The following is a 25,965-nucleotide window of genomic DNA, read 5'->3' as shown; positions in this document are numbered from 1 at the left end:
GAACTTATGCACTGACATAGGGGCATCCTTTTTTATTACAATGCAGACATAACCACGAAGGGAGTGAGTTGCGTGAGTCATGTATTGGAAATTCGTCAGTTAACGAAAAAATTCGGTGATTTCGTCGCCGTCGACAATATGTCTCTGAATGTTCGGGAAGGAGAAATCTTTGGTTTTTTGGGGGCCAACGGAGCGGGAAAGAGCACGACCATCAACATGATCGCCTCCCTGTTGCGCGCAACAAAGGGCGAGATTATTCTGCTGGGAAAAAACATTGAGAAACACAGCAAATTCGCCAAAATGAACATCGGTATCGTGCCACAAGATATCGCCATCTACGAGGATATGACTGCCTATGAAAACGTGAGGTTTTTTGCTGGCTTGTACGGACTTCGTGGATCACTGCTACGCGAACGGACGGAAGAGGCGCTTGAATTCGTAGGTCTCGGTGACAAAGCTACCAGTTTTCCCAAAAACTTCTCTGGCGGGATGAAGCGTCGGTTAAACATCGCTTGCGCCATTGCTCATCGGCCGAAGCTGATCATCATGGACGAACCTACAGTCGGGATTGACCCTCATTCACGCAATTATATTTTGAATTCGGTACGCAAGCTAAACGACATGGGCTGCACGATCATTTATACGAGCCATTACATGGAGGAAGTCGAAGAAATCTGCACTCGCATTGCCATTGTCGACCATGGAAAAGTCATCGCGGAAGGATCGAAGGAGGAGCTAAAATCGATTATTACTGACGCAAAGGAAATTTGGATTGGCGTCAGAGCGGATGAACCGTTAAACCTCGAAGGTATTAAGGCGATTCCCGGTGTAAATGCGGTGCTTCAAGAAGAGAATACGATCAAAATCGTATCGAAAACGGAGATCAACAACCTGAACCGGATCATTCAACAATTCATCAAGGATCAGGTGGAAATCCGCTCCGTTGAAGAGCAAGCGCCGAATCTGGAGACTGTGTTCTTGACCTTAACCGGTCGAAACTTGCGAGACTAGAGGAGGGGCTTTGCCATGAACATATGGAATATCGCTGTAAAAGAAATCAAGTCCAGCCTTCGCGAAAAGAGAACGTTTATGTTTATGCTAGCGCTTCCCATCATTTTGATGCTGATATTAGGTTCCGCCCTTTCCAATGCCTTCGACGATACGAGGACCGTAGGAGACATGCGCTTGTTGTATAAAAGCAACGGGACGAATGCGCAAATGTCTGCGGCGTGGAACGCGTTTACCAAAGCATTGGGTGATAAAGGAGTGGAGGTCGCTCAAGTAAGTTCAGGCATGAACGGGCAGGAGGAAGTTCGTTCGGATCGCTATACGGGGTACGCAGTCGTCAGTGATATGGGGATTGAGTTTTATGGAAGCAGCAAGAATGCGATAGGAAGCAATATCCTTGCGGGGATGCTAACCGTTTTTGCAGATCGGTACTCGCTCGCATCCGCAGCTTATCAGGTAGATCCCGAATCTGCTTCGGCAATAGTCCAGGGGATTGGACATCGTGATGATTTTATTCATGAAACGACCTTGAATCCAAATAAAAAACCGGGGGCAATCGATTATTACGCGATTGCGATGACGACCATGATTGGGCTCTACTCGATGTATTCTGCGAGTTATTTGTTCACCAAGGAGCGGACGAACAAAACGTCCACACGGTTAATGGCAGCGCCTGTCAGCAAAGGTGTCATTTTTACCGGCAAAATTATCGGCAGTACGTTCGTCAATTTATTTTTCGTACTCGTCGTGTTCCTAGTCAGCAAGTTCGTGTTCCAAGCAGATTGGGGCAACCACTACGGAATGGTGATCCTCGTGCTTTTGACAGAGGTACTGCTTGCGGTCAGCCTGGGCCTGGGGATCAGCTTTCTTTTCAAAGGGGAAGGAGTAAGGGCAATCAACAATATTTTTACGCAAGTCGCCTCCTTTGTAGGCGGTGCCTATTTTCCCGTTGATCAATCGGCAGGTTTCTTCAGCCTCTTGGCCAAATTCTCTCCCCTTCACTGGGCAAATACAGGACTGCTGCAAATCATCTACACAGACAATCCAAGAGGCGCATGGTTTGCGATTGCGATGAACGTGAGCATCGCCACGGCGTTCATCATCATTTCTGTTATCACGATGCGCAGACGGGAGGGTGCTTTCGTATGAGTGAAATGCTATGGCTAATTAGGAAAACCCTGATGGAGACGTTTCGCAGTAAAAAAAGCTGGTTCACCTATTTGGGTTTGCCGATCGTTGGGGTTCTGCTTTCTCTTACCCTCTACAGCAATGCAGGCAGCGGCACGATTCATGTAGGAATTATCAATCAGGACGGGGACCAGGTGATCACGCAGGACACGATCCGTTTTATCGAGAAATTGGAATCTATCAAAGTCACAGTCATCGACGAACAAACGATGCGTGAACAAATCGTTTCCGGTGAGCTGGATAGCGGAATTGTTTTCGAGGCAGGGTATGCTGCCAGTGTTCGGAAAGGGGCGCCGGCACACTTGAATATTGTATCCGTAAAAGGTGAACAGGTTACTGCCTACGTGAAGGCCATGCTGCACAGTTATATCGGCAATCTTGCCGCGATTGGAAAAGCGGCACAGGCGGATGAGGCTAAGTTCACGAAGCTGTATACGGCATACCATGAGCAAAGCTACAAGCTAAATACGGCAATGCTTCAAGACACATCGAACGTGACGCGCATGACGAATCAATCGATTGGATTTCTCATTATGTTCATGATGTTTTCGGCTGTGAACATGTCGGAGATCATTTTAAAAGAAAAAGAGAATCGCACCTTTTTGCGACTCCTTTCTTCGCCGATGTCGGCTAGATCCTATGTATTCTCGAATATTATCGTCAGCATGTTTATTTTGCTGCTGCAAATCATTGTGACCTTGCTCGTCATGAAAAACGTCTTTGGCATAGATGCAGGCGTCTCGTATGGTCAAATGATTCTGCCGTTGTTCGTGTTTGCGCTGGGAGCAATCGCCCTTTCGCTGATGACCGTTGCCTTCGCGAAGAGTAGAGCAGGTGCTGGAGCGATTTCCAACCTGATCATTGTACCGACATGCCTACTGGCCGGCTGCTTCTTTCCAATGGAAATCATGCCGGATACCGTGCGCAAAATTTCAACATTCTTGCCCCAGCATTGGTTGCTCGATACGGTGAATAAGCTGCAACAAGGGTACAGTCTGGGGAGCTTGTATTTGCACATAGCTATTTTACTCGCATTCGCTATAGTTTTTGCCTTGATCGCCATTTATCGGTTTGGGCGGAATAACGATAGTAGGCAGTTTGTGTGAGAAAATAGGACTGTGGAACTGCAATTTGACAAGGGATAATCCGAAGTGTGTCGAAAGATGCATACTATGATAAAGCGAAGCAACCATAATCGGAGTCATTCAAAAGCACTCATAAGTAAGTATCTTTTGATTCTTCTCTTGTTTTTAGCATTTCTACTAGGGCTTCGGATGTTCTGGTTTTCGTTTCATACGTTTCCAGAGCATCCGCCTGTAGTTCAAGGGGTTCTTGATATGCGCGGGTGGGACTTCGAAAATTCCCCGTCCATTTCACTGGATGGGGAATGGGAGTTTTTCCCTAATTCGTTCGTCACGCATGAAGAATTCAAACAATCATCCAATGACGAGCGGCAATATGTTCAAGTGCCTGGCGATTGGAGCAGCGCTTTTTCCAGGGACTCTCCGTCACCGTATGGCTATGGAACATACCGTTTACGGATCTTGGTCGATCAACCACTAAATCAGCCATACACCTTATGGGTTCCGCAAGTGGAGGCATCTTCTACCGTAGAGGTTAACGGAGAGATATTAGCCAGAGTTGGAGTGCCTGCGACAACAGCGGAAGCGTACACGCCGCAGAAGGCATCCTTCACGGTTACATACAATGCAGGTGATGCAAAGGTCATTGAAGTGCTTGTCCGAACGGCCAACTACCATAATCCAATCGAAGGGGGCATCATCAGATCGATTTACTTCGGGTCGCAGGCAGCTATTGACACCGAACGTTGGTATTCTATCGGTTTCCAGATGGCAACCTTCCTCATCTTGTTGCTTCATGGCTTGTATGCCGGCATCCTGTATGTGTTGAATGCCCGCTACAAAGAGTTTCTCGTGTTTTTGCTGTTGCTTTCCTGCGTGGGGATAAAAGTTGTGTCGGATTATGACAATCTACTGTTACTTTGGATCCCGATCGATTATACATGGTCGATCAAGGTAGAAGTGCTCGCCTACATATGGCAGCCTTTGCTGATGATTTTATTGGTGAGAAGTCTATCTGATCAGGGGGAGAAAGAAAACTCTAGGCCGTTTAGGGCGTATCTTTCCGTGCTCAGTCTTTATTCGGCAGTCATCGTGCTGGGAACGGCACAATGGGTGTATATATTAGCCGGAACGCCATTTTTAGTCATTATTTATTTCGGCCCGTTGCTATTGTTTATTTTCAGAATCAGCCGCATGCTCATCCAAAACAAGCATGATGCTGTATTCTGGCTCATTGCTGCAACGAGTATTTTTTCCAATGTCATATGGTCGGCAATCATGGAATATCAAATCATCGATATCAAGTACGTGTTTTATCCGCTCGACCTGATTGCTGCTCTTGTCAGCTTCTCTGCCTATTGGTTCAAGCGATTCTTTCGCAATGCAGAGGAAAAAGTAAAGCTAACGGAGCAATTGAAGGAAGCGGACAAGCTCAAAGACCAGTTTCTTGCCCATACCTCGCATGAACTGAGAACGCCATTGCACGGTATCATGAACATCGCCCAGACTGTCGTCAACAATGAAAAGCATGTCATGGGTGGTCGGAGCACGCAGGATATGGAGCTCTTAATCACGATCAGTCGCAGAATGTCGCATTTGCTGGATGATTTGCTAGATGTCGTGCGTTTGCAGGACAAGCATATCGTGTTGCAGAAGAAGCCATTGCATATTCAATCAGTTGTTTCTGGAATCATCGGCATGCTTACTTACATGGTAGAAGGCAAGCCTGTTCAACTGAAAATGGACATACCAGAGTCCATCCCGCCAATCTTGGCAGATGAGAAGCGGCTAGTCCAGATTCTATTCAATCTTGTTCACAACGCACTGAAGTTCACGGAAGAAGGATCTGTCGTCGTTTCTGCTGAGAACGTAGACGGACAGGTGGCGATCTATGTATCCGATACAGGAATTGGGATGGATGAACATACCAAGGCACGTATATTTTTGCCGTATGAGCAGGGAGCTCAAGCAACGAACGGTGGCGGAGGAATCGGCCTCGGTCTTGCTATTTGTTCACAGCTGGTCGAGCTGCATGATAGCGAGCTAAGAGTCGACTCTGAACCGGGCAAAGGTTCGGTATTTAGCTTCTGGCTGCCCGTGATTAGTACAGATGAGATGAAAGCAGCAGAGAGCCAATATGTGGAGCAGATAGATAAGAACAATCAAGTGACGGCTATCAACCAGATGAGGCATAGCGAGGCTCCAGATGTCTTGGCTTTTCAGCAAACGGCAGCACATGCGTTTGTAGAAAGAAAGGCGAACATATTGGCGATTGATGACGATCCGGTTAACCTAAGGGTGCTGGATCGAATGCTCTCCTCCTCGCAATACCAAATCACGACGTGCACATCGCCAAGAGACGCGCTCGATCTGCTTTTTACAGAGCAGTGGGATTTGCTTATCATCGATGTCATGATGCCGCATATGTCAGGCTATGAGCTGACGCAAAGGGTCAGGGAGCATTTCTCTGTTTCTGAGCTGCCGATCTTGCTCTTAACGGCGCGCAGCCAGTCTGAGGATGTATACACCGGGTATTTGTCTGGTGCGAATGACTATGTTTGCAAACCAGTCGATGGCTTGGAGCTGAAATATCGCGTCTGGTCGTTGACGACGCTCAAGCAAACCGTCGATGAACGACTGCGTATGGAGGCTGCCTACTTGCAGGCGCAGATTCACCCGCACTTCTTGTTCAATACACTTAGCTCGATTATGGCGTTGAGTGACATTGATACGGAGAAGATGCGTAAACTCGGGGATGCGTTTACCGCCTTCTTGCATATCAGCTTTGACTTTTTGAATACAGGAAAACAAGTTGCACTCTCCCATGAGCTGGAGCTTGTCCAAGCCTATCTTTACATTGAAAAGGAACGATTTGGCGAGCGGTTACAGGTCGTGTGGGAGGTTGAGCCTGATATCGATTTGTTGATCCCGCCACTGACCATTCAGCCGTTGGTGGAGAATGCAATCAACCATGGTCTTCTTACCCGAATAGAGGGTGGAACTCTCCATATACGCATTGTCCGGCAAAAAAATGCCACCCTTTTTGAGGTGAAGGATGATGGTATAGGAATGGAGGAGGAGACTGTAAGGCAAATTCTCGATTTGTCTAAGAAGGAAAGAGGCGGAATCGGAGTGTCCAATACGAATCGGAGACTGACGCAAATGTACGGGAAGGGCTTGCGTATTACGAGCAATCCGGGAGAAGGAACGACGGTTTCCTTTTTCATACCGGATCGGACACAATAGCGAGAGTTGCTGTTTTGCACCCTGCATCACTGTTAATGGTGAAGCAGGGTGCTTTTTCGCGTTTTCTATACAGAGGAACGCCATTCACCCGCCCCTACATTCTGCGGAATTACAATAGTTACAGTCATAGTCACCAAACCGATTACCATATATGGCACATCTACTACAATGGTAACAACAAAAAGCCCCGCTCGGATTATTCGGATTCAAATCATTACATTCATCTCTAAGATGATTACTTAGGTCTCTGCGACGCTCCAGATAAGGTCCATATTGTACCAAGCGTCCCAAGACTTTTTTGAGCCTTTTCGATTTTTTTCTTTTCAAGAATGCCCCCATCCTTTCATGACAATCTAACACAGAATATGCCATGTTTTTTTCATTGATTGGACATTGCGGCTACTTCCGTAGAAAGGTGGGGTGAAAATTGTGGGGAAATCGTAAGAGATTGAAAAACGACATTAATGTCGTTTATAATGATCTCACCAACAAAAACGACATCAATGTACATTTTGTTCAAAGGAGGCAACCTCAAACCCCATGGCCCCAAAAGTAAGCGACGAATACAAAACCAAAAAGAAAATCGAACTGCTGCAAGCGGCAAAGCGTGTGTTCATCACAAAAGGCTACACACGGGCCACCATGCAAGACATCATGGACGAGGCTGGCGTATCACGAGGAGCCTTGTACGCCTACTTTGATAACCTGGAGCACCTATATTTGGAGCTGCTGCAATTCAAGGATCAACAGGATGCACAATTTTTCGCGCCTGTTTCTGGTGAAAGGTCTTGGCAGCAAATCACCAAATGGGTTAACAAGCAACAGGGCGAGATCGAGAAAATCGATCAAACACTGTCCAAAGCCAACTCAGAGTTTTTCCTGTCACTGAAGGATCAGCAGAAGCAACAGAGCTATCCATATATCACGACTCGCTATGAAAAAATGGTCGACGTGTTGACAGCTTTCTTCGCGCATGGGACAGCGACAGGTGAGTTTAAGCCACAGCTACCACCTGAGGTGATCGCTCGCTATTTCATCTCGGTTATCGATGGATTAATGCTGGATACCGCGCATTTGGGCCCAGACAAAACGAAGGTGCCCGAGCAGATGGAAGCATTGTTGTTTTCATTGAGAGCGATGCTGGGACCGACTCAATAAGGAGGGGTTCGAATGATGTTTCAAACAGAGAGAATTTATTTGAGAAAAATGACGGGGGAGGACGTGGACGTCTACCACAGGTGGAGAAATGACGAAGAAGTCATGCGGACAACGAATCCGTCTATGGACGTCTACACGTGGGAAGATACGAACGGTTTTGTGAACCAGGTCATTCTGCATGCAAGCTCCTCGAAGAGCTATATGATCGTAGACAGCCAAACCCATCAACCGATCGGGATTACCTCTCTCATCCAGATCGACCTGAAAAACCGCAATGCGGAGTGCATCATCGATATTGGGGAGAAGGAGTATTGGGGAAAAGGGTATGGACGAGAAGCGCTGAAGCTGCTGCTGGATTATGCATTCTTGGAAATGAATCTGCATCGGGTATCGCTGCGTGTTTTTTCTTTTAACGAAAGGGCGGTCAAGCTGTATGAGAGGCTCGGATTCAAGCAGGAGGGGATCTCGCGGCAGTTTTTGTTTCGAGAGGGGAAATGGCATGATATTGTCCACATGGGAATTTTGCAGCAGGAATATATCGCGTGAAAAAGAGGCTGGCGGTACGATGTGTACCACCAGCCTTTTGCATATGAAAAGCCCTTATTTTCCGGAGTAAATCGGTACTTCCCACTCTACATTTTTGTGTTCAACCATTCGTTTCTCGGATGAAATGATCAATTGCTTTGGCAGGGTTGTGAGGTTTTCCAAGAAAACCTTACCTCCAAAAATCGCCCGATCATTTTCAAACTCAGTCTTATCGATTAAGTACTGGATGTCTTCGTACTTTTTCCCGGTCTCGTCTGTAATGGTCCAGTATTGGTAGGGACCCATAGCGGCAGCATCTGGAGCGAGAGTTGCCTCGAATGCCAGGTGGTAGCCTTCCAATTTCGTGGTAGTTCCATCGTCGTTCACGCGGTAATGGCCGTCATAGCCTTCAACATCAACAACCGCGTTTGGATCCTTTTGATCTTTTTTGAAAGTAAACTGATCTCCCTGGTCTTCCGCTGTGATGACTTCTTTCTTCTCGAGGCGATTGGTGTCCAATTTCGCGTTTAAAGTAGCCGCTTCCTCTGTATAAACAGATCTGAGCTTGAAGGTGAGATTTTGGCTTTCGTCAATGGGATAGAAGTAATGGAAGTCTCTTGCTCCACTTTCGGTGGATTGGGTATGCTCCCATTTCACATCCCTGGTCACATTACTTCTTTTATTGGCTTCATGAATAACCGCAGTCGAATCCCAAGCAGCGACCACTGTGCCCTTGTCGTTCACCAGCTCATAGCTGTATGCGTTATTCTCGTTAGCAGCAAGGGCTCGATCAATGACCATCTCCACTCCGCTTGGCGCAAACGTAATTTGTTTGACGTTCAGCTTGAGTCCTTGCGGGGTCGTGTAGGCTTTGTTAATTTCATGGGTCTTCATTGCTGCTTTTGCTTTTTTCATATCTACAGGTACGGACAGCTTCCAGTTCCCCTTGATGCTGTCCAGTTGCTTGATGTTAAACTCTACGATCAGCTCGTCAGGCACCTTGTTTAGATCATCAAAATAGCTTCGTAGCTCGCGATCCAAGATCATAACACCATTATCGACAAACATGGAATGATCCCATTGTTTATTGGGGTATTGAGCATTTTTTTCCTTAGAGGGTATAAGGATGTTTCCTTGTTTGTCTTTGATGATGATAAGTGGCTCTTTGGTAGATCTACTCACCATTTCCGACATAAAGCTGTCTAATGCCTTTCCGTTCTTGTCTTTTAAAGAAGCTGCTATGCTAATCCGCAGCGGGTCAGCCATCACTTCATGCACGGCAAAAGTGAGGCCTTGATCGGTCGTGCTAACATCAACGGACTGCGCGAATCCATTCTTGGCTGCTTGAGCAATTCCTTTGTCCGCTAATTCTTGCAAAAAGCTATTGCTTACAGGTGCTACAGGATCAGCCTTGCCTATTGGGCTGTTCGTAAAAGCAGCATGGACATAACTGGCAAAGGTCGGGGAGACGAGCATTCCTCCCGTTACGATGATGGTTAATGCAGCGGCGGCAATCGTCATTCTTTTCATGATCGTGATACTCCTTTTTTTCCACGCAGGTGGTTGGTGTGAAGGGGTAGCAGGGTTCAATACTCTCACGGGATGAGGCGAGAGCATCTGAATAATCTTTTGATCCATATTTGCTGAGAGAGAATCTTCCCATATCGTTTCTTCTGTTTGGTGCAGCTCATCGATCCATTGCTCCAGCTGGTGCTGGCAGTGTGTGCAATGATCGAGATGACTTTCGATATTTTGTTTGTTCACTGGTGATAAACGATCTTCCATGTAGGCGATCAGCTGTCTTTGCGTAAGGCAGTTCAAAGCGGGGTACCCCCTTTTTTCTCCGGCTTGCTTAGCTGGTCTCGCAGCTTTTTCCTGGCATAGGAGAGGCGCATTCTGACAGTATCTACGGACAAAGATAGTTTGTTGCCGATCTCTCGGTAGCTTAGGTGCTGGAGATAATGTAAATCGAGAAGCGTCCTGTGGTTTTTGTCCAGTGTCATCATCTGCTGTCGCAAAGCATGACGCTGTTCTTTTTCCAAATAATCTTCCTCCGGGATCGGACATTCGTCTTTGACCTCGATATCTATCTCCGTTACGGAAGGCATCCGTTTTCGCTTCCGCAGCTCGTCAATCCCGCGATTAATTGCGATTCGATACAGCCAGGCAGAAAAGGAGTACTGGGGTTTATAGTCTGGCAGACTGTAGTACGCCTTGATAAAAACCTCCTGCACCATGTCTTCGGCATCATGAGAATGGTGGAGCGTACGCTGGAGAATCGAAGCGATTTTTCCCTTGTATTTATTGACGATCAGAGCATAAGCCTCTTTATTTCCCTGAAGAACCTCCGCAATGACCTCTCGATCGTCCTGCATGTTTGTTACCTCCTTGCAAAAAGGTGCTGCGCAGCTTTCCTTTTTGTGAAAAACGTCTCGACGTTTTTCGATTGTGGTCAAACAAAACGGACAAAACCGTTTTGCTGTTCACTACTATAGACGATGAGGAGAGGGGACCCCTCTCAAACTTTTTTCATGTTTTTTTCAAAATGGCATAGGAAGAGGATGCCTCTCTTCGTTTGATAGAAGGGCATCCTCTTGATCTGTCACGTAAGCCGCGAAAACTTAAATGGAGCAGGAAATGTACATAATTTTGCAGTAATACTATAAGCATAGATGCTTCGAATTTCGTAAAGGAGTATATGACCTTGAGCCAAAACAACCATTCCATCGCGGTGATCTCCGACATACACAGCAACGCTTATGCATTGGAGGCCGTGCTGCACGACATTGATTCCCGCGGTATTCAAACCATCGTGAACCTGGGCGATACGTTGTTTGGACCGCTTGATCCGATCAAAACGGCAGAGCTCTTAATGGAGCGATCTTCTATTACCCACATCATGGGTAATTGTGACAGATATTTACTGGAAGAGCAAATGGAGTCCATCACGTTCGAATACGTGAAGCCACTGCTGACACAAGAAATTCTTAGTTGGATCGGGGCATTCGAAAAGCAGTGGACGTTGGATGATCTCTTGTTTTGTCACGGCACACCTTTTGCCGATGATGTGTACTTATTGGAGAGTGTCGCTCCATATGGAATCGAAGACAAAAGCGCAAATTCCTTAATGATCGAGCTTACTGGCATTCAGCAGCAGGTCATTTTTTGCGGACACTCACATGTGCCCAAATCCGTATGGCTGCCAGATGGCAAGCTCGTGGTAAATCCGGGGAGCGTAGGGCTGCCAGCGTATTTTGAGGAAGCGCCGTACCCGCATTCGATGGAATCGAAGACACCCCATGCCAAGTACGTCACGGTAAAAAAACAAGGCGGCTCGTGGTTGGTTGAGCATGTATTGGTTCCGTATGACTTCGAGAAGGCAGCGAGAAGAGCAGAAGAAAACGGACGCAGAGACTATGCCTATGCGATCCGAACGGGAAGAGCAGAGCTATAGGGTGTCGACCGTCGAGCAGCCAGATATTCTTGCAGATTAACCCCATGAAAAAAAGGAAGAGGACAAGTGCCCTCTTCCTTTTCCTATTAAGCCTTTCCTGCTTTGCCCTCCGGCTTCTGTCCCATCTTCCCACTACGCAGTGGAATTTCCTTCAGGAACAGCGCGATGATGACCGCGATTCCTGCTACAATCGCCCCAGTCAAAAACGTAGTCGTAATTCCATAGCTCATCGCTTCCCGGATCATATCCAGCATGTGAGTAAACAGCGGCTGCAAATCCGGTGGCAGACTAGCCAGCGTGGCTTCAATTTTCGGCTGATCCAACAAATTTTGCGGATTCGTAAAGAGCGACAGCTTCTCTGCCAGGGCAGGATCAGCTGCTGCGGGATTGTTCACCTGACCCATGGCTCCCGACAGTTGCGTCATTTTCGCAGACATGCTGGCACTCATGACGGTTCCCATGACAGCAATTCCAATGGTCCCACCGAGGTTACGGAAAAGCTGCGACGTTGCTGTGGCGACACCCAATTGCTGCGGTGCGACTGCATTTTGCACCGTCAAAGAGAAGACTGGCATCGCAATCCCGATCCCCAACCCGAGAATGATCATGTAGATCACGAGCAAGTAAATCGGTGTGGTTGGCGACATGAAATACATCAGCACCATGCCCAAGGTCATGACGAGAAGTCCTCCCAGCGCCATCTTTTTATATTTTCCCGTCTTGGTCATGATTTGTCCGGCGATTGCAGAGGTCGCGAGCATGGCAATCGACATCGGCATCGCCACATAACCAGCCATCGTCGGCGAGATGCCTTTGACCCCTTGGACAAAGAATGGCACATAAATGATAGCGCCCATCATCCCCGCGTTGAGGAAGAATCCGACCAGATTGGAGACAGTGAAAATACTGTTTTTGAACAAGCCCAGCGGAAGAACAGGAGTCTTTACTTTCCTCTCAATCATAATAAACACGATCAACGCAATGATTGTGGCGGCAAACAAACCAATAATTTGCCACGAGCCCCAGGCGTGTTTGCCCGGGCCATTACCTGCCCATGAGAAGGCGAGCAGCATCGGTACGATGGTGAGCGTCAAGAACAGCGAGCCGAAGTAGTCGACAGACTCTCCTTCTTGCTTCGGTACTCTTGGGAAATGAATCATGATCAACAGAAAGGCAATCACGCCAATCGGCAAGAAGATCCAGAACACCCAGTGCCAGTCGAGATGGTCGACGATATAGCCGCCCATCAGAGGACCAAGCACACTGGATACGCCGAAGACGGCACTCATAATTCCGCCCCATTTGGCACGCTCGCGGGGTTCGTACAAATCACCCATGGCGGTAAAAGCAGTGGACATGATGATCCCTGCACCAGCCCCTTGAATGCCACGATACGTAATCAGTTGAAAAATATCGGTAGAAAACCCGGACAACAAGGCCCCGATACTAAACAACGCGATACCCGTCAAAATAAACGGTTTTCTTCCGTATATATCGGAGAGCTTCCCAACCAGCACAGAAGCGACGGTTGAGGTCAGCAAATAAATCGTAATCGCCCACGAATAGTAATCCATGCCTCCCAGCTTCGAAATAATACGCGGCATGGCAACCCCGATAATGGTCTGGTTGATCGCGGCGAAAAACATAGCCGTAATAATCGCGATCATAATCGTTACTTTCTTTTTCTCTGTCAGCTGTTGCAATCTTGATTCTCCTCTCTTTGTTGATCTATATTCTTCAGAACCTGGTGATAGATGCGGACTAAATGTTGTTTGTCTTCATCAGACACGCCTGCAAAAAACTGTTCAATGGTATTTCTCACGATGATTTTATATTTCCGCAGGATTTCTCTTCCTTCATCGGTTATGTCCAGTTGCACGACGCGGCGATCCGTACTGTCACGATTTCTGGTGGCATAGCCGCAAGCAATCAATTTATCAGCGAGACTCGTAACGGCTCCGGGGGTAATATTCATTCGTTCTGCAATAGAAGATGCCTTCTGCGGGCCGCTCATATCTAGGATTCGCAAAAGCATCGCTTGTGATCCTGATACGAGTGGGTCCAAACGCTTGTGTGACTCAGCCGAAACCTTTCGCTGGAGTTGTATATAAAGTTCTTCAAAATTGACTTGGCTTTGCATCGTACCCTCTCCTGTTTTCATTGCTTAATTATATACGGTGTTAAATGTTTACCCCCTAAAACATTTATGAGTATACATCGATTCATGAAGGAGAGTCAAATTAACCTTTTACCAATTTGACCAATTCAAGTGGTCATTATGTGATCAATTTCGTCATAAATCGGGGAAAAATACTATTTTTCGACCGGATTTCATGGAATTTTCAGAGTTGCGATGCTACAATCAGTTTTGGCATTCTTTTCATCTTAGATAAATAGATAGGTGGGATCTTAACGTGTTTGGAAAAAAATTAACCAGCGCCTTACTCGCCACAGCGCTGATGAGCCCGATGTCGGCTTTTGCCGCCCAAGAGACAAAACAGCCAGCAGATGTCGTGTTAACGAACGGCGCGGTTTACACAGTGGACAATAAGAACAGCTGGGCGGAGGCCGTGGCTATTCGCGGTGATAAAATTGTCTTTGTCGGTGCAGATGAATATGCGAAAGCACACATCGGCAAGGATACGAAAGTAATCGATCTGAAGGGCCAAATGGTATTGCCGGGCTTTATTGACAGTCATACGCATGCAAGCAAAACGACGGGACTCATTTACTCCATTGATTTGTTTGACGGAGGCTCTGTCGAGGAGTACGTTGCGACCATCGAGAAATTCGTCAAAGAGCATCCAAATGAACCAGCATTGCAAGGACGGGGCTGGAGCAATCCGGTAGTGCCTGGTATTGGTCCGCGCAAGGAAGTTTTGGATAAAATCGTGCCTATGACTCCAATCGCGTTGACCTCCGATGATGGACATTCTTTGTGGGTGAACTCGGCAGCATTGAAGCTGGCCGGAATCAAGAAGGACACACCAAACCCTGAGGGTGGCATTATCGAGCGCGATCCGAAAACAGGAGAACCATCTGGAACGTTGCGTGAAAGCGCAATGAATCTGGTGCTGTCAAAAATCGGCGGATACACCGTCCAGCAATACAAGTCCGGGATTGAAGCCTACCAGGAAAAAGCAGTTGAACGCGGTGTAACGACAGTGCGCGACCCGGATATGCTGCGCTATCCGAACGTATTGGAAGCGTACGAGGAGCTCGCGAAAGAGGACAAGCTGACCATCCGCTTCCGCAATGCGTTGACAGCGAATCCGGAAAAAGGACCTGAGCAGATCGCAGAATTCGTAAAAATCCGTGAGCGTAATCAAAATCAAAATCCGCTATTCCAGGTCAACGCCGTCAAAATCTTTTTGGATGGAGTCGTAGAAGGCGCCACAGCTTACTTGGAAAAGCCGTATGTCCATAAGGAAACAAACGGAGAATTAATCTGGAAGCCAGAGGTTTACAATCAAACCGCTGCCGCAGTAGACAAGGCAGGCTTCCAATTGCACATCCATTCTATCGGGGATGCTTCTACCCGCATTGCACTGGACGGTATGGAGCTCGCTGAGAAACAAAATGGCAAGCACGATGCTCGCCACTCGCTCGTTCACTTGCAACTGGTCAATGAGTCAGACATCGAGCGCTTCAAAAAGCTGGGTGCAGTCGGAATCGTGCAGCCATTCTGGTTTATGCAGGAAGAGGGCTACTACGATGAGATCGAAGTACCGTACTTGGGTCACGAACGCGCAGAAAAAGAATACCCGATGAAGAGCTTCCTGAAAAAAGGGGTGCATGTAGCTTCTTCGTCTGACTACATCGTAACGCCGGAATTCAATCCACTGCATGGCATTCAACAAGGCATTACCCGGATCGAGGAGGGTGTAACCGATCCGAGCAAAATTGCCAACCCAGACGAGCGGGCGACGCTTGCAGAAATGATCGCCAGCTTCACGATTGATGGTGCTTACGCCAACCACGTGGATGACATCACAGGCTCGATCGAAGTCGGCAAGAAGGCAGATCTCATCGTGCTCGATAAAAATTTGTTTAAAATTCCGGCCACTCAAATCAAAGATGCGAAAGTCGTGCTGACCTTGGTTGAAGGGAAGGAAGTCTATCGTCAGAAGGAAGCAAAGTAAGAGGGGAAAAACGGCTGTCCTAGTTGAGGCTGCTGTAAAAGTGGTGTTTTTGATAGAATACACGCTAGATAACACCCCCATTGTCAAGTTCGATCATGAAGAAGACTATGAAATAATGAGTAAACAGCAAGTCAGTGAGTACGCAGAAAAGATTGCTGATAACTTGGTGATGTTCTTACAGAATGAGTTGAAGGAGAGGGATTAGGGATTACGAACTTCTCTCCCAAAAATACATAACGGGAAGGGAGAGGATTCACCCCTGCTTTTAGGGAATCATTCATACGATTCAGATTCAAGCAAATACTGGAGGTGTCCGATTTGACCCAAACGGAAGGAATCAAAACGATCAAACTGGAGATGAACGCGGGAGGCAATCCATTCGTCGTCCACACCGCAGTGCTATGGGATGAAAATGAAGCCATTCTTGTGGATACAGGCATCTCCGGACAATTGGAGCTGATTCAGAACGTACTGGAGCAAGAAGCGATTCCCTTTGAAAAGTTGACGAAAATCATCATTACCCATCAAGACCGGGATCATATCGGCAGCCTGCCTGAAATAGTAGCAGCAAAGGAAGGAAGCGTACAGGTGGTTGCTCACGAGGTAGCGATTCCGTATCTGGCTGGAGAAACACCCTTGATCAAAAGTGGGGTACTGGCCCCTCCGGTAAAAGTGGATCATGCCGTACAGGATGGCGATGTTCTCCCTTACTGTGGCGGTATCCAGGTGATTTATACGCCCGGTCATTCCCCGGATCACATCTCTTTGTATCATATTCCGAGCAAGACGTTGATTTCAGGAGACGCCCTCACAGCACAAGATGGGGTACTGATGCCCTTCAATCCCGAATTTACGCCTGATCAACCGACAGCTCTGCAATCGATCCGCAAACTGCTCGAGTTCGATATAGAGACAGTGATTGCCTATCATGGTGGCGTTTGTACAGGGGGTATCAAACAACGGTTAGCAGAGATCGTAGCAAAGGAGGGCCTGAATTCAGATGAACATCCGCAGAGGTAAAGGACAAGAAGCAAGCGAACTGAGCAAGCTAGCCTATCGCTCCAAAGCTTATTGGGGATACAGTGATGAATTCATGGAGGCCTGTCGCGAAGATCTGACGCTATCATCTGCCTATATCGAGACACAGGAAGTATATGTGTTAGAGGATGAGGGCAGCATCAAAGGCTTCATGAGTTTGGAAAAGGATGCAGAGCAGGAGCAGTGGCTATTAGGCTTTTTGTTCCTGGAACCGGAGGCAGTAGGAAAAGGTTATGGAAAGGCTCTGTGGCAGCATATGGTGGAGGTGGCACAAAAGCTGGATATCCCAGTCATCACCATCCACAGCGACCCGTACGCAGAACCGTTTTACTTGTCGAGAGGGGCAAAGCGAGTAGGAGAAATCGCGTCTACCGTGTTCCCAGGAAGAGTATTGCCGCTGTTGGAAGTGGAGATCGGAAAGTTACAGAGTATGGAATAGCTGCAGTCTATTCCAATCAGTTATCAACGCTCAAGCATGCTTTACATGCTTGGGCTTTTTTGTTTCCTTCCCTATTTCACGATTTTATACCGGATCGCCTTGGCAACTGCTTGTGTACGATCTTCTACGCCCATTTTTTGCAAGATCCGATGGATATGCGTCTTGACGGTTCCCCCTGAGATGAGTAAGTGCTGCGCAATTTGATCGTTGCGTTTGCCGTAGGATAGCTGCTCAAGTACGTCCCGCTCTCGATCAGTCAACTGATCAAGCATGACAAGGGGTGGAAGCGAGTCACAGTCAGCATCAGAGTCAGGTTCGTGATTCTTTTGTTGAAACTGTAGAACCTCCGCCAGAGCCTTGGCAGCTGTAGCCGTGTAAAACAGTGCCTCTCCCTGATGGGCCCTGCGAATGAGGTCCAACATATCCTGTGAATCGGAATCCTTTAGCATATAGCCGACAGCACCAGCACGAATACCGTCTACAATGTAATCGTACGTGTCAAATGTTGTGAGGATTAAAACTTTTATCGAAGGATGGAGTCGAGTGATTTCTCGTGTTGCATCGATTCCTGACATATTCGGCATTTGTACATCCATTAAGACTACATCAGGAATGATTTCTCCTACGATCTTCACGGCTTCTTCCCCATTGGAAGCTTCCCCGCTTACTTCCATATCCTTTTGCATACTGATGACATATCCCAATCCTTGACGGATCATCGTTTGGTCATCGACCAGGACCACACGAATGGTCTCTTTTTTGTTTTGATTTTCCACGCTGGCATTCCTCCTTATATACTGCTATTTGCTTTTCAAAGCGGAAAGCTGATGTCAATTTGAAAGCCGTGGGGCTCTCGAATGGAATAGGAAAGGTCCCCGTTTAGTTGCTTGGTTTGTTCTGCGATACCTGTTAAACCTGCGCCCAGCTTGATTTGATGATGATTCGTCATACTCCCATTGTCCCAAATAGCCAGGAATAGATAGTTTTGTTTTTTTTCAATCGTTATGAAAATTTCTGTTGCATCAGAATGTCGTATGGAATTGGTAATCGCTTCTTGGAGAATCCGGTAAAGCGTAATGGTCATCTGCTGAGAGAGAGGAATGTCTGGATTGGGACTGATCAGCTGCATTTTGATGTCGGTATGCTGTTGGGCTCGTGATAAGAGTATGCGCAGCGGTGTGATTCCCAGAGAAGATTTGTCTGCAGCCAATGTATGTACAGACGAGCGTATATCATCGAGGCTTTGCTTGGATACCGTAAGCATGTCTCGGACAGCCTCCTGTGCGTCACTCGGTCCTCCTTGCAGCATGTATTTCAAAGCATTCAATTGAACGATTAACGATGTGAGACTGTGCCCCAAGGCGTCGTGAACATCGCGGGCGATTCTGGTCCTCTCTTCGAGGACAGCGGCACGAAGTGTATTCACAGAGGCCTCTTGAAGTTCAGAATGAGCTTCCTGGAGTTCAACATGCGCCTCTTGCAATTGTTTTAGATGCTGTTGACTCGATTCCTTTGCTTGATTTTGAAGAGATAATCCTCGTGCGCCGATATACCATCCGATATAGGCCACGACATAGCCGATTACTTCCTCAAAAATATTGCCTTTATAAAAGTACATGTAAGAAAAAGAGCATGTGCCAAAAAAAATCGCATAGTACAATCCGCGGCGTTCAAGAATGTGATAACCAATAAAAGCTACCAATGGCAAGGATAGACCGATCTCTTCTCCTACATATAGAACTTTTATAAATGACACAGTACCAAGAACGATAATGGCGATGTCTTTTTGAAGTGGTTTCCAATTCTTTTTGGGTCTGAGAAACATCAGCAAGAAGCAGAAGATGATGATCAGAGAGATGATAAATGGAATGGTGGGTTCATGCATGTAAGCTGTTGGAATGAGAAAAAATGAGATCAATACAAAAAAACAAATGAGCAGGAAACGGGAGCGTAAAGATGCAGTTGAAGCGTTCAAGAAGACAACCTCCTTTCTTGGAATACGTACCCATTATAGTTTCATTTTAGCATGCGCTGTCGTCTATCTCCGGGTGTACGGTCTTCTATCTCTGGATAGATAAAATCAAATTCCACAATTTGACTGCCCGATAGACTTCGGGGACGAATCGTATAAGTACAATTTGATCTGTGGAGGGGAACACCCCAAACGATAGTCCGAAAAATAGACAATGGGTAGGAGGCTTTTATGAACGAACTGTTTCAGTTAGCGAAGATTCTAAGAGAAACGAGCACCGTATTTTCCACTCTTTCCATGCAAGCATTGGATTCAAGTGATATCACCTGGCAACAAGTTCTTATTCTGGAGCAAATCGCGATCAGCCCGAAAACAATGGGAGAAATCAGCAAGGCGATTGATCTTTCCTATAGTACGACCTCAGGCTTAATCGGTCGGTTGGAACAGATGAACTTGGTGCGCAGATTTCGTGATAAATCGGATCGGAGAATTGTGTGGGCAGCATTGACGGACCGTGTGCCAGCGAATTGGACGTGTCAAGAAGGAAGTGCTTGCACATCTGCTTCGCTGCATTCCTTGCGCGAGCTTATTTTGGAGAAAGAAATACTGAGCTGATACGCTGAGCTCCCTACAAAAGAAGAGGTGAGAAAATTTTGAATATATCCGAACTGTCCATTAAACGTCCGGTCACGATGATTATGATATCCATAGCCATCTTCATTTTTGGTTTGGTTACCTTTCCTCGCTTGGCTATTGAATTGATGCCATCGCTGACTTCACCGGTCGCCGTAGTTGTTACCTCTGTTGAGGGGGCGGCTCCAGCCGAGGTAGAAAAGCTCGTTACCAAACCGATCGAAAATGCATTAGGCACGGTTCCGAATTTAGACAAGGTCACATCAACCTCTGTGAACGGCTCCTCCTCGGTCATCCTCCATTTCAAGTGGGGAACAGACATGGATCAAGCCACACTGAATATGCGAGATAAAGTAGATTTGGTCCGAGGGAGCTTGCCTGAATCAGCTGGTTCACCAAGGGTTTTGAAATTTGATCCGACAAGCCAGCCGATCATTGATCTGGCTGTAACTGGCGATCAAGATGTCAACAAACTGAAAAAAATCGCGGATGATGTAATTAAGGCCCGCTTGGAACGAATTAACGGTGTTGCTTCTGTCACTGTCACCGGTGGGCAAGAGCGAATTGTCGATATCATCGTGGACCCAGCCAAACTAGCCGCCTATGGATTGACATTGGATCAAATAAAGGCAGCACTTGAAAACAGCAATGTATCCGGATCAGCTGGTGCGATTCGGGAAGGTGACGCAAAAACCAGTATTCGCGTGCAAGGAGAATTCACCAATGTGGACACCATTGCACTCACGCCGATTTCTGTCGGTGGGAGCTTCATCCGACTGAGTGATATTGCCAACGTAACAGACACCATCAAAGAAGTGACCAATCTGAGCTACATTGATGGAAAGCCAAGCTTGGGAATTTCCGTGATGAAAGGCACAGGCGGCAATACGATCAAAATCGCAAAAGACGTAAAGGCTGAGCTGGAGAAGATTAATAGCACGCTTCCAGCAAATGTAGAAACAAGTATCGTTCTCGATACCTCTACCTATATCCAGAGTTCCGTTGACAACACGATAGTACATGCTCTTGCAGGTGGTGCCATTGGCGTACTCATGCTGTTCTTCTTCTTGGGCAGTCTGTCGTCTATGCTCATTGCGGTTATTGTCCTGCCTGTATCGATCATATCAACCTTCCTCTTGATGTATATGACAGGTCAAACAATCAACCTGATTTCCCTTGCTGGTCTCACGCTCGGATTGGGATCATTAGTGGACTTCGCGGTTGTTATGCTGGAGAACATTTTCCGTCAGCGGGAACAAGGTAAGGGCATGATGGAAGCGGCATTGGTCGGTTCCAAAGAGGTAGGAACCGCGGTAATGGCATCCGCATTGGCACAAATTTGCGTATTCTTACCGATTGCGCTGACAGAGGGGATTGTTGCTGAGCTTTTCGCACCATTAGCGTTGACGGTCGTTTTCTCACACATCGCAGCACTCGTTTTCACTTTCTTACTGGTTCCGATGATGAGTGCTCGGATGTTAAAAACGGTACCGGAGCATACGAATCACGAAAACTATCGCGGCTTCAATCCACTAATCTGGTTTAATATCGGATTCCATAAAGTGGAGAAGGGTTATCAAAGGTTGCTCAAATGGGCATTGGGTCATCGGAAAACGGTGATCGGATCTGCTTTTGCCATGTTGATTGGCTCATTGATGTTAGTTCCCTCTCTCGGAGCAGGTTTTTTCCCAGATATGGACCAAGGGTTAATCCAGGTAGAGATCAAGCTGCCAAAGGGTACTGTCTTGACGGAAACAGAAAAAGTAATGAAGCAAGTAGAAGAAGTGGTCAATCAAGTGCCAGAAAAGAAATTGGTCAAGTCCTCAGTCGGGGGTAGCGACGGTATTTCAGAGAGCGGTGCATCTACTTCTCATAACGCAACGATCGAACTTCACGTAGGAGAGATTTCTACGAGACAGCGATCGACAGAGGAAATTGCTGTGGGCCTGCAAGAGCAAGTCAAGCATATTGCAGGTGCAGATATCAAGGTGAAATCCCTTTCCGGTGGTATGGGGGGCGGAGCAGCCATCTCGATTGAAATTCGCGGAGATGATCTGGACGTCTTAACGGAACTGAGCGAGATTGTGAAAGGAGAAATAGCCAAGGTACCGGGAACGATCAACGTATCTACCAGTGTTCAGGAAATGAGTCAGGAGTTCGATGTGAAGGTCAATACAGAGAAGGCGAGCTTGTATGGAGTGACAACAAATGAAATCCTTTCTGCTGTGCGAACTTCTTTCCAAGGTCAAACGGTTACCCAGTATCGTACGGGCGAAGATGAAATTGATATCAATCTCAAACTGCCAGAAGATTATAAGGAAGATATCAATTACTTGAAGAATCTGCGCATTTCCACGCCAACAGGCGCTCAAATCAGCCTCACTTCCGTGGCGACCATTAGCAAAGTCGATGTACCACCATCGATTGAGCGCAAAAACATGACGCGCGAAGTGACAGTCACGAGCGATTTGATTGGGGATAACCTGCAAGCGGCCGCGACGGAAGTTACGAATATCATCAATAAGCTGAATGTTCCGGACGGATATACCATCGAAATAGGCGGGCAGAGCGAGGATATGGGAAATTCTTTTGTGAATCTGGGTCTCGCGATTATCTTGTCTGTCGTGCTTGTGTACATGGTCATGGCTGCTCAGTTTGAATCGCTTTTCAGTCCATTTATTATCATGTTCTCGGTTCCTCCGAGCCTTACCGGGGTCATACTGGGGCTTTTGTTTACAGGCACGCCTATTACCGTATCTGTTTTGATCGGGTACATTTTGCTGATCGGTCTGGTCGTGAACAATGCGATTGTGCTAATCGACTTGATCAATCAGTTGCGTGCAAAAGGTTGGGAGCTACATGAAGCGATTTTACATGCAGGACCTGCTCGTCTGCGTCCAATTTTGATGACAACTCTCACAACCATTATGGCCATTGCTCCTCTATCGGTTGCTGCCGGGTCTGGTTTGGAACTGCAAGCGCCAATGGCTACTACCGTCATGTATGGTTTGATTTTCTCCACCATGATCACACTCGTACTCGTACCTGTGGTTACTGTATGGTTTGATGAGATGGGACAAAAGAGACGCAACAAACGCAAGCAAAAGCAGGAAAAGAAAAGCCTTACCACTTTGGAATCGACAAATGCATAAGAAAAGAGGAGGAACCATTCATGATCATAAATAAAAGAATCGCGATTGTGGCGCTACTTTCCCTTACCTTGATCACAGGCTGCGCAAGTCAGGAGGAGGCCGCGACGACTGCTGCCCCACCAGCAGAAACGGTTACCCCTGTACAGGTTGCAACGGTGGCACAAGGCATGGTCACTTCTGAGGCTGGACTCACTGCAAAATTGGCACCGAGTGAGGAAGTCCAAATGTCACCAAAAACCGGTGGGAAAATTGCGTCTCTGCCCGTAAAGCTGGGTCAGGCTGTAACAAAAGGACAATTATTGTTTACACTTGATACGAATGAGCTCTCTAACAGCGTAAGAGAACAAGAAGCAGCTCTCCGTGTGGCAAAAGCGAACTTAACCCAAGCAGGCAGTACTTCTAACCAAAGCTTGGTGGAAGCACAAAATGATTTGACGGAAGCAGAACGAGCGCTTGCTGACGCCAAACTGAATCAACAACGTAATCAGAAGCTGCTCGCAGAGGGAGCGATTGCTACTGAGAAAATGGAAGAGGCTAATACAACGCTCACAAAAGCCCAAATTTCCTATGACAATGCCAAGCAGAAGCTGCAAAGCGCGAAACAAAAAACGGGTGTGCAAGTATCGGCGGCAAGTGTAACGGAGTCCGAGGTCAGGCTGCAAAACGCTCGTGAGCAATTGGCAAATGCAAAGGTTGTCTCCCCCATCGACGGATTTGTCGCAAGCGTGACTGGGGCAGTGGGACAGATGGCAGGCCAGCAACCTATTGTGACCGTCGTCAAAACGAATCCACTTGTGGTCAAAGCGAATTTGTCCGAAGCAGATGTGACGAAAGTAAAAGTAGGAGCAGTCGTCAAAGTAAACGTGCAGTCTACAGGCAAAACGATTGATGCAAATGTAACGGCGATTAGTCCTGTCATGGATTCGCAGCTCAAGGCCTATCCAGTAGAAATCACGATCCCGAATGCTTCCAATGAATTGAAATCCGATATGGTCGTGAATGTTACCTTCCCGCAAAGCTCAGGAGGAGCGAAGTCACTGGTCATTCCTCGCAAGGCCGTATTTGAGCGTGAAGGCAGACAATACGTGTTCAAGCTGGAAGGGGAAGCAGCCAAGCAAGTGGAAGTGTCGACGGGCAACTCGACAAGCGAGTTGATTGAAGTAGTGTCCGGCCTAGCGAATGGAGATAAAGTCGTGGTAAAAGGTCAGACGCTGCTTGTGGATGGCGGAAAGGTGAGTATTCAAGAGTAGTAAACAGGAAAGAAAATGAGGCGGAGCAGATCCGCCTTTTTTTTGTTATGAAATGGAAAGAAAATCTACTCTACCAAAAATGCCAAACAGAGTATAATTTTAGCTATGATTAATTTCGACATCAAAGAAATGAAGGGACAAGGAGTCATATATGATTATATCCGCCAAACTATCCAAAGGAATGGCACTGCTCATGACAGTCGTGCTCGTCTCTGGATGCTCGATGTTTGCGAGCAAAGAAGAATCCACTGAGCGCCTGAAGATAGAGAAGAAACAGAAAATTACTCGATACACGGGTGAAAAAAGCAAGGTGCTACCTTATGTATACACGGGGCGCAAGGAACTGGCTCTGACGTTTAACGGCATGGGCGACGATAAAATGATGAAAAGTCTTTTGGAGCAGCTAGATGCTCATAAAATAAAAGCTACCTTTTTTCTCCCTGGTATGCGTGTCGCCGAGGAGCCAAACATCGCCAAGGACATTTTGGCCCGCGGTCATGAAATCCAAAACAACACATTGAATCAATTGGATATGAGCAAGCTCAGCTACGAGCAAATATATCGAGAGATTCAGTTGAGTAATGAGGTAATCAAACGCGAGACGGGTATTTCACCTCGCTATGTGAGGACCAAATCTGGCGATGTGACAGATGACGTTCGTTTGGCAGCCGCCCATCTCGGGATGGAAGCGGTCGTCAGCTACAACATCAACCCGAAGGACCGTGATTTGCAAAAAGACGCCAAAACCATTGGAGATTACATAACACGCTACATGTCCAGAGGCAGCATTATCTCACTCAATACAGACATCAATCCTGAGGTGATCCCAGCCATTCCGATGATCGCCAAGGCAGCAGCGGATATCGGCTATCAGTTTGTCCCGCTCAGTGAGATGGTGAAAAACGGCGGTGAACGCAAGCCGCTGGAACAAATTCCAGGCTTTGACGCAGCAAAATTGAACCCGCAATTTGAAAATGCCGAGTACGAGATCATCTCTCAGGTCGACACAAATAAAAAACAGATCGCGCTAACCTTTGATGACTGGGGAAGCGACAAAACCGTAACGAAACTATTGGACATTTTGGCAGAGCACAATGTAAAAGCGACGTTCTTCTTGCGGGCAAAAGGGGTGGAGAACAATCCGAATTTGGCGAGAGCGATGGTAGAAAGTGGCCATGATGTGGCCAACCATTCGTATAGCCATCCGGTCATAACGACGCTGACACCAGAAGAATTGCAAAAGGACGTGGTCAAAGCACATCAAGTCATTACCGAAGCGATCCAACAGCAGCCTGTCATGCTGTTCCGTCCGCCGACTGGCGTAGTAGACGATCACACAGCCAAAGTGATAGCAGCTACGGGATACAAGGTCATTGCGTTGTACGATGTCACCACATTGGATTGGGACAAGAAAAACAGCGCCCAAGATATTGTAAATGGCGTCATGAGCAGAACGAAAAATGGCAGTGTCATTTTGCTGCATATGCTCGATGACATCCACACGATTGAGGCACTCCCGGTTGTACTGGAAAGCCTGAAAAGCAAAGGCTACACCTTTGTAAAGATGGACGATATGCTTAAACAAAGCCGCTTTGGCAACTAATCTCTTTCTCAGAAAGGGATTTTTTTTTTTGCCTTTTTCGCAAAGCTGGGGGCGATTGACAGTAAAAATACTCTT

Annotated in this window: 20 protein-coding genes; 14 read left to right on the top strand and 6 right to left on the bottom strand. The window is 47.1% G+C overall.

The genetic code is table 11. The features are described from left to right. The first annotated feature begins 72 nt into the window (after positions 1-72). The 6 genes from M3630_RS19515 to M3630_RS19490 all read left to right on the top strand — a co-directional run bounded on the left by M3630_RS19515 (position 73) and on the right by M3630_RS19490 (position 8,228). Complete coding sequence (locus M3630_RS19515; RefSeq protein WP_173610568.1) at positions 73-1,011, top strand: ABC transporter ATP-binding protein; 939 nt, start codon at positions 73-75, stop codon at positions 1,009-1,011. Between the two features lie 15 nt (positions 1,012-1,026). Continuing rightward, entirely contained in the window at positions 1,027-2,157 is a 1,131-nt protein-coding gene (locus M3630_RS19510) for an ABC transporter permease (RefSeq protein WP_251253192.1), read from the top strand. Then, on the top strand, positions 2,154-3,302 hold the full coding sequence (locus tag M3630_RS19505; RefSeq protein WP_251253191.1) for an ABC transporter permease: 1,149 nt from the start codon (positions 2,154-2,156) through the stop codon (positions 3,300-3,302). The genes M3630_RS19510 and M3630_RS19505 overlap by 4 nt, the downstream gene beginning before the upstream one ends. A gap of 57 nt (positions 3,303-3,359) precedes the next feature. Beyond that, positions 3,360-6,524 (top strand): hybrid sensor histidine kinase/response regulator, encoded by a 3,165-nt coding sequence (locus M3630_RS19500; RefSeq protein WP_251253190.1) that lies wholly within the window; start codon positions 3,360-3,362, stop codon positions 6,522-6,524. A gap of 540 nt (positions 6,525-7,064) precedes the next feature. Beyond that, positions 7,065-7,682: a TetR/AcrR family transcriptional regulator gene (locus M3630_RS19495; RefSeq protein ID WP_251253189.1), complete on the top strand. Its 618-nt coding sequence runs from the start codon at positions 7,065-7,067 to the stop codon at positions 7,680-7,682. A 12-nt stretch (positions 7,683-7,694) separates the two neighbouring features. Continuing rightward, positions 7,695-8,228, top strand: coding sequence for a GNAT family N-acetyltransferase (locus M3630_RS19490; RefSeq protein WP_251253188.1), 534 nt, complete (start codon positions 7,695-7,697; stop codon positions 8,226-8,228). Between the two features lie 54 nt (positions 8,229-8,282). Here the strand turns inward: M3630_RS19490 and M3630_RS19485 are convergent, their stop codons facing one another. Together M3630_RS19485 and M3630_RS19480 are read right to left on the bottom strand one after the other, a co-directional pair. After that, positions 8,283-10,028 carry a DUF4179 domain-containing protein gene (locus M3630_RS19485; RefSeq protein WP_251253187.1) on the bottom strand — a complete coding sequence of 582 codons (1,746 nt, stop codon included), beginning with the start codon at positions 10,026-10,028 and terminating at the stop codon, positions 8,283-8,285. Continuing rightward, entirely contained in the window at positions 10,025-10,582 is a 558-nt protein-coding gene (locus M3630_RS19480; RefSeq protein ID WP_251253186.1) for an RNA polymerase sigma factor, read from the bottom strand. The genes M3630_RS19485 and M3630_RS19480 overlap by 4 nt, the downstream gene beginning before the upstream one ends. Positions 10,583-10,905: 323 nt before the next feature. Here M3630_RS19480 and M3630_RS19475 point away from each other — a divergent pair, with 323 nt between their 5' ends. Then, on the top strand, positions 10,906-11,661 hold the full coding sequence (locus M3630_RS19475; protein WP_251253185.1) for a metallophosphoesterase family protein: 756 nt from the start codon (positions 10,906-10,908) through the stop codon (positions 11,659-11,661). An 86-nt stretch (positions 11,662-11,747) separates the two neighbouring features. Here the strand turns inward: M3630_RS19475 and M3630_RS19470 are convergent, their stop codons facing one another. Both M3630_RS19470 and M3630_RS19465 read right to left on the bottom strand, forming a co-directional pair. Then, the gene (locus M3630_RS19470) at positions 11,748-13,364 is read right to left on the bottom strand and encodes a DHA2 family efflux MFS transporter permease subunit (RefSeq protein WP_251253184.1); all 1,617 of its coding nucleotides are present in this window, start codon (positions 13,362-13,364) and stop codon (positions 11,748-11,750) included. Next, positions 13,352-13,801 carry a MarR family winged helix-turn-helix transcriptional regulator gene (locus M3630_RS19465; protein ID WP_229087946.1) on the bottom strand — a complete coding sequence of 150 codons (450 nt, stop codon included), beginning with the start codon at positions 13,799-13,801 and terminating at the stop codon, positions 13,352-13,354. The genes M3630_RS19470 and M3630_RS19465 overlap by 13 nt, the downstream gene beginning before the upstream one ends. Before the next feature lie 274 nt (positions 13,802-14,075). Between M3630_RS19465 and M3630_RS19460 the strand changes: the two genes are divergently transcribed. The 3 genes from M3630_RS19460 (at position 14,076) to M3630_RS19450 (ending at position 17,280) form a co-directional block, all read left to right on the top strand. Beyond that, entirely contained in the window at positions 14,076-15,803 is a 1,728-nt protein-coding gene (locus M3630_RS19460; RefSeq protein WP_251253183.1) for an amidohydrolase, read from the top strand. 318 nt (positions 15,804-16,121) lie between these two features. Further along, on the top strand, positions 16,122-16,823 hold the full coding sequence (locus M3630_RS19455; RefSeq protein ID WP_251253182.1) for an MBL fold metallo-hydrolase: 702 nt from the start codon (positions 16,122-16,124) through the stop codon (positions 16,821-16,823). Beyond that, positions 16,804-17,280, top strand: a complete 477-nt coding sequence (locus tag M3630_RS19450; protein WP_251253181.1) for a GNAT family N-acetyltransferase — start codon at positions 16,804-16,806, stop codon at positions 17,278-17,280. Before M3630_RS19455 ends, M3630_RS19450 begins: the two co-directional genes overlap by 20 nt. 71 nt (positions 17,281-17,351) lie before the next feature. On the opposite strand, the gene M3630_RS19445 is transcribed toward M3630_RS19450, so the two are convergent. Continuing rightward, the gene (locus M3630_RS19445; protein WP_173610554.1) at positions 17,352-18,056 is read right to left on the bottom strand and encodes a response regulator transcription factor; all 705 of its coding nucleotides are present in this window, start codon (positions 18,054-18,056) and stop codon (positions 17,352-17,354) included. Between the two features lie 35 nt (positions 18,057-18,091). Next, a complete protein-coding gene (locus M3630_RS19440; RefSeq protein WP_251253180.1) occupies positions 18,092-19,255 on the bottom strand; it encodes a sensor histidine kinase in 1,164 nt (387 codons plus the stop codon). Positions 19,256-19,483: 228 nt separating this feature from the next. Between M3630_RS19440 and M3630_RS19435 the strand changes: the two genes are divergently transcribed. The 4 genes from M3630_RS19435 to M3630_RS19420 all read left to right on the top strand — a co-directional run bounded on the left by M3630_RS19435 (position 19,484) and on the right by M3630_RS19420 (position 25,890). Next, positions 19,484-19,867 (top strand): MarR family winged helix-turn-helix transcriptional regulator, encoded by a 384-nt coding sequence (locus M3630_RS19435; protein WP_251253179.1) that lies wholly within the window; start codon positions 19,484-19,486, stop codon positions 19,865-19,867. A 38-nt stretch (positions 19,868-19,905) separates the two neighbouring features. Next, positions 19,906-23,037 (top strand): efflux RND transporter permease subunit, encoded by a 3,132-nt coding sequence (locus tag M3630_RS19430; RefSeq protein WP_251253178.1) that lies wholly within the window; start codon positions 19,906-19,908, stop codon positions 23,035-23,037. Between the two features lie 20 nt (positions 23,038-23,057). After that, complete coding sequence (locus tag M3630_RS19425) at positions 23,058-24,287, top strand: efflux RND transporter periplasmic adaptor subunit (RefSeq protein WP_251253177.1); 1,230 nt, start codon at positions 23,058-23,060, stop codon at positions 24,285-24,287. 151 nt (positions 24,288-24,438) lie between these two features. Then, complete coding sequence (locus tag M3630_RS19420; RefSeq protein ID WP_251253176.1) at positions 24,439-25,890, top strand: polysaccharide deacetylase family protein; 1,452 nt, start codon at positions 24,439-24,441, stop codon at positions 25,888-25,890. Positions 25,891-25,965 lie beyond the last annotated feature (75 nt).

Origin of the sequence: Brevibacillus sp. MER 51 (assembly GCF_023714195.1) — a bacterium.
GTDB lineage: Bacteria > Bacillota > Bacilli > Brevibacillales > Brevibacillaceae > Brevibacillus.
Note: the sequence above shows the minus strand (reverse complement) of the source record. Positions and strands in the feature narration are given on the sequence as shown.

Bases quoted from the DNA above. Each gene is read 5' to 3' on its own strand.
- M3630_RS19510 (WP_251253192.1), top strand. From the start codon at position 1,027: ATGAACATATGGAATATCGCTGTAAAAGAAATCAAGTCCAGCCTTCGC.
- M3630_RS19505 (WP_251253191.1), top strand. From the start codon at position 2,154: ATGAGTGAAATGCTATGGCTAATTAGGAAAACCCTGATGGAGACGTTT.
- M3630_RS19500 (WP_251253190.1), top strand. From the start codon at position 3,360: ATGCATACTATGATAAAGCGAAGCAACCATAATCGGAGTCATTCAAAA.
- M3630_RS19495 (WP_251253189.1), top strand. From the start codon at position 7,065: ATGGCCCCAAAAGTAAGCGACGAATACAAAACCAAAAAGAAAATCGAA.
- M3630_RS19490 (WP_251253188.1), top strand. From the start codon at position 7,695: ATGATGTTTCAAACAGAGAGAATTTATTTGAGAAAAATGACGGGGGAG.
- M3630_RS19480 (WP_251253186.1), bottom strand. From the start codon at position 10,582: ATGCAGGACGATCGAGAGGTCATTGCGGAGGTTCTTCAGGGAAATAAA.
- M3630_RS19475 (WP_251253185.1), top strand. From the start codon at position 10,906: ATGACCTTGAGCCAAAACAACCATTCCATCGCGGTGATCTCCGACATA.
- M3630_RS19465 (WP_229087946.1), bottom strand. From the start codon at position 13,801: ATGCAAAGCCAAGTCAATTTTGAAGAACTTTATATACAACTCCAGCGA.
- M3630_RS19450 (WP_251253181.1), top strand. From the start codon at position 16,804: ATGAACATCCGCAGAGGTAAAGGACAAGAAGCAAGCGAACTGAGCAAG.
- M3630_RS19435 (WP_251253179.1), top strand. From the start codon at position 19,484: ATGAACGAACTGTTTCAGTTAGCGAAGATTCTAAGAGAAACGAGCACC.
- M3630_RS19425 (WP_251253177.1), top strand. From the start codon at position 23,058: ATGATCATAAATAAAAGAATCGCGATTGTGGCGCTACTTTCCCTTACC.
- M3630_RS19420 (WP_251253176.1), top strand. From the start codon at position 24,439: ATGATTATATCCGCCAAACTATCCAAAGGAATGGCACTGCTCATGACA.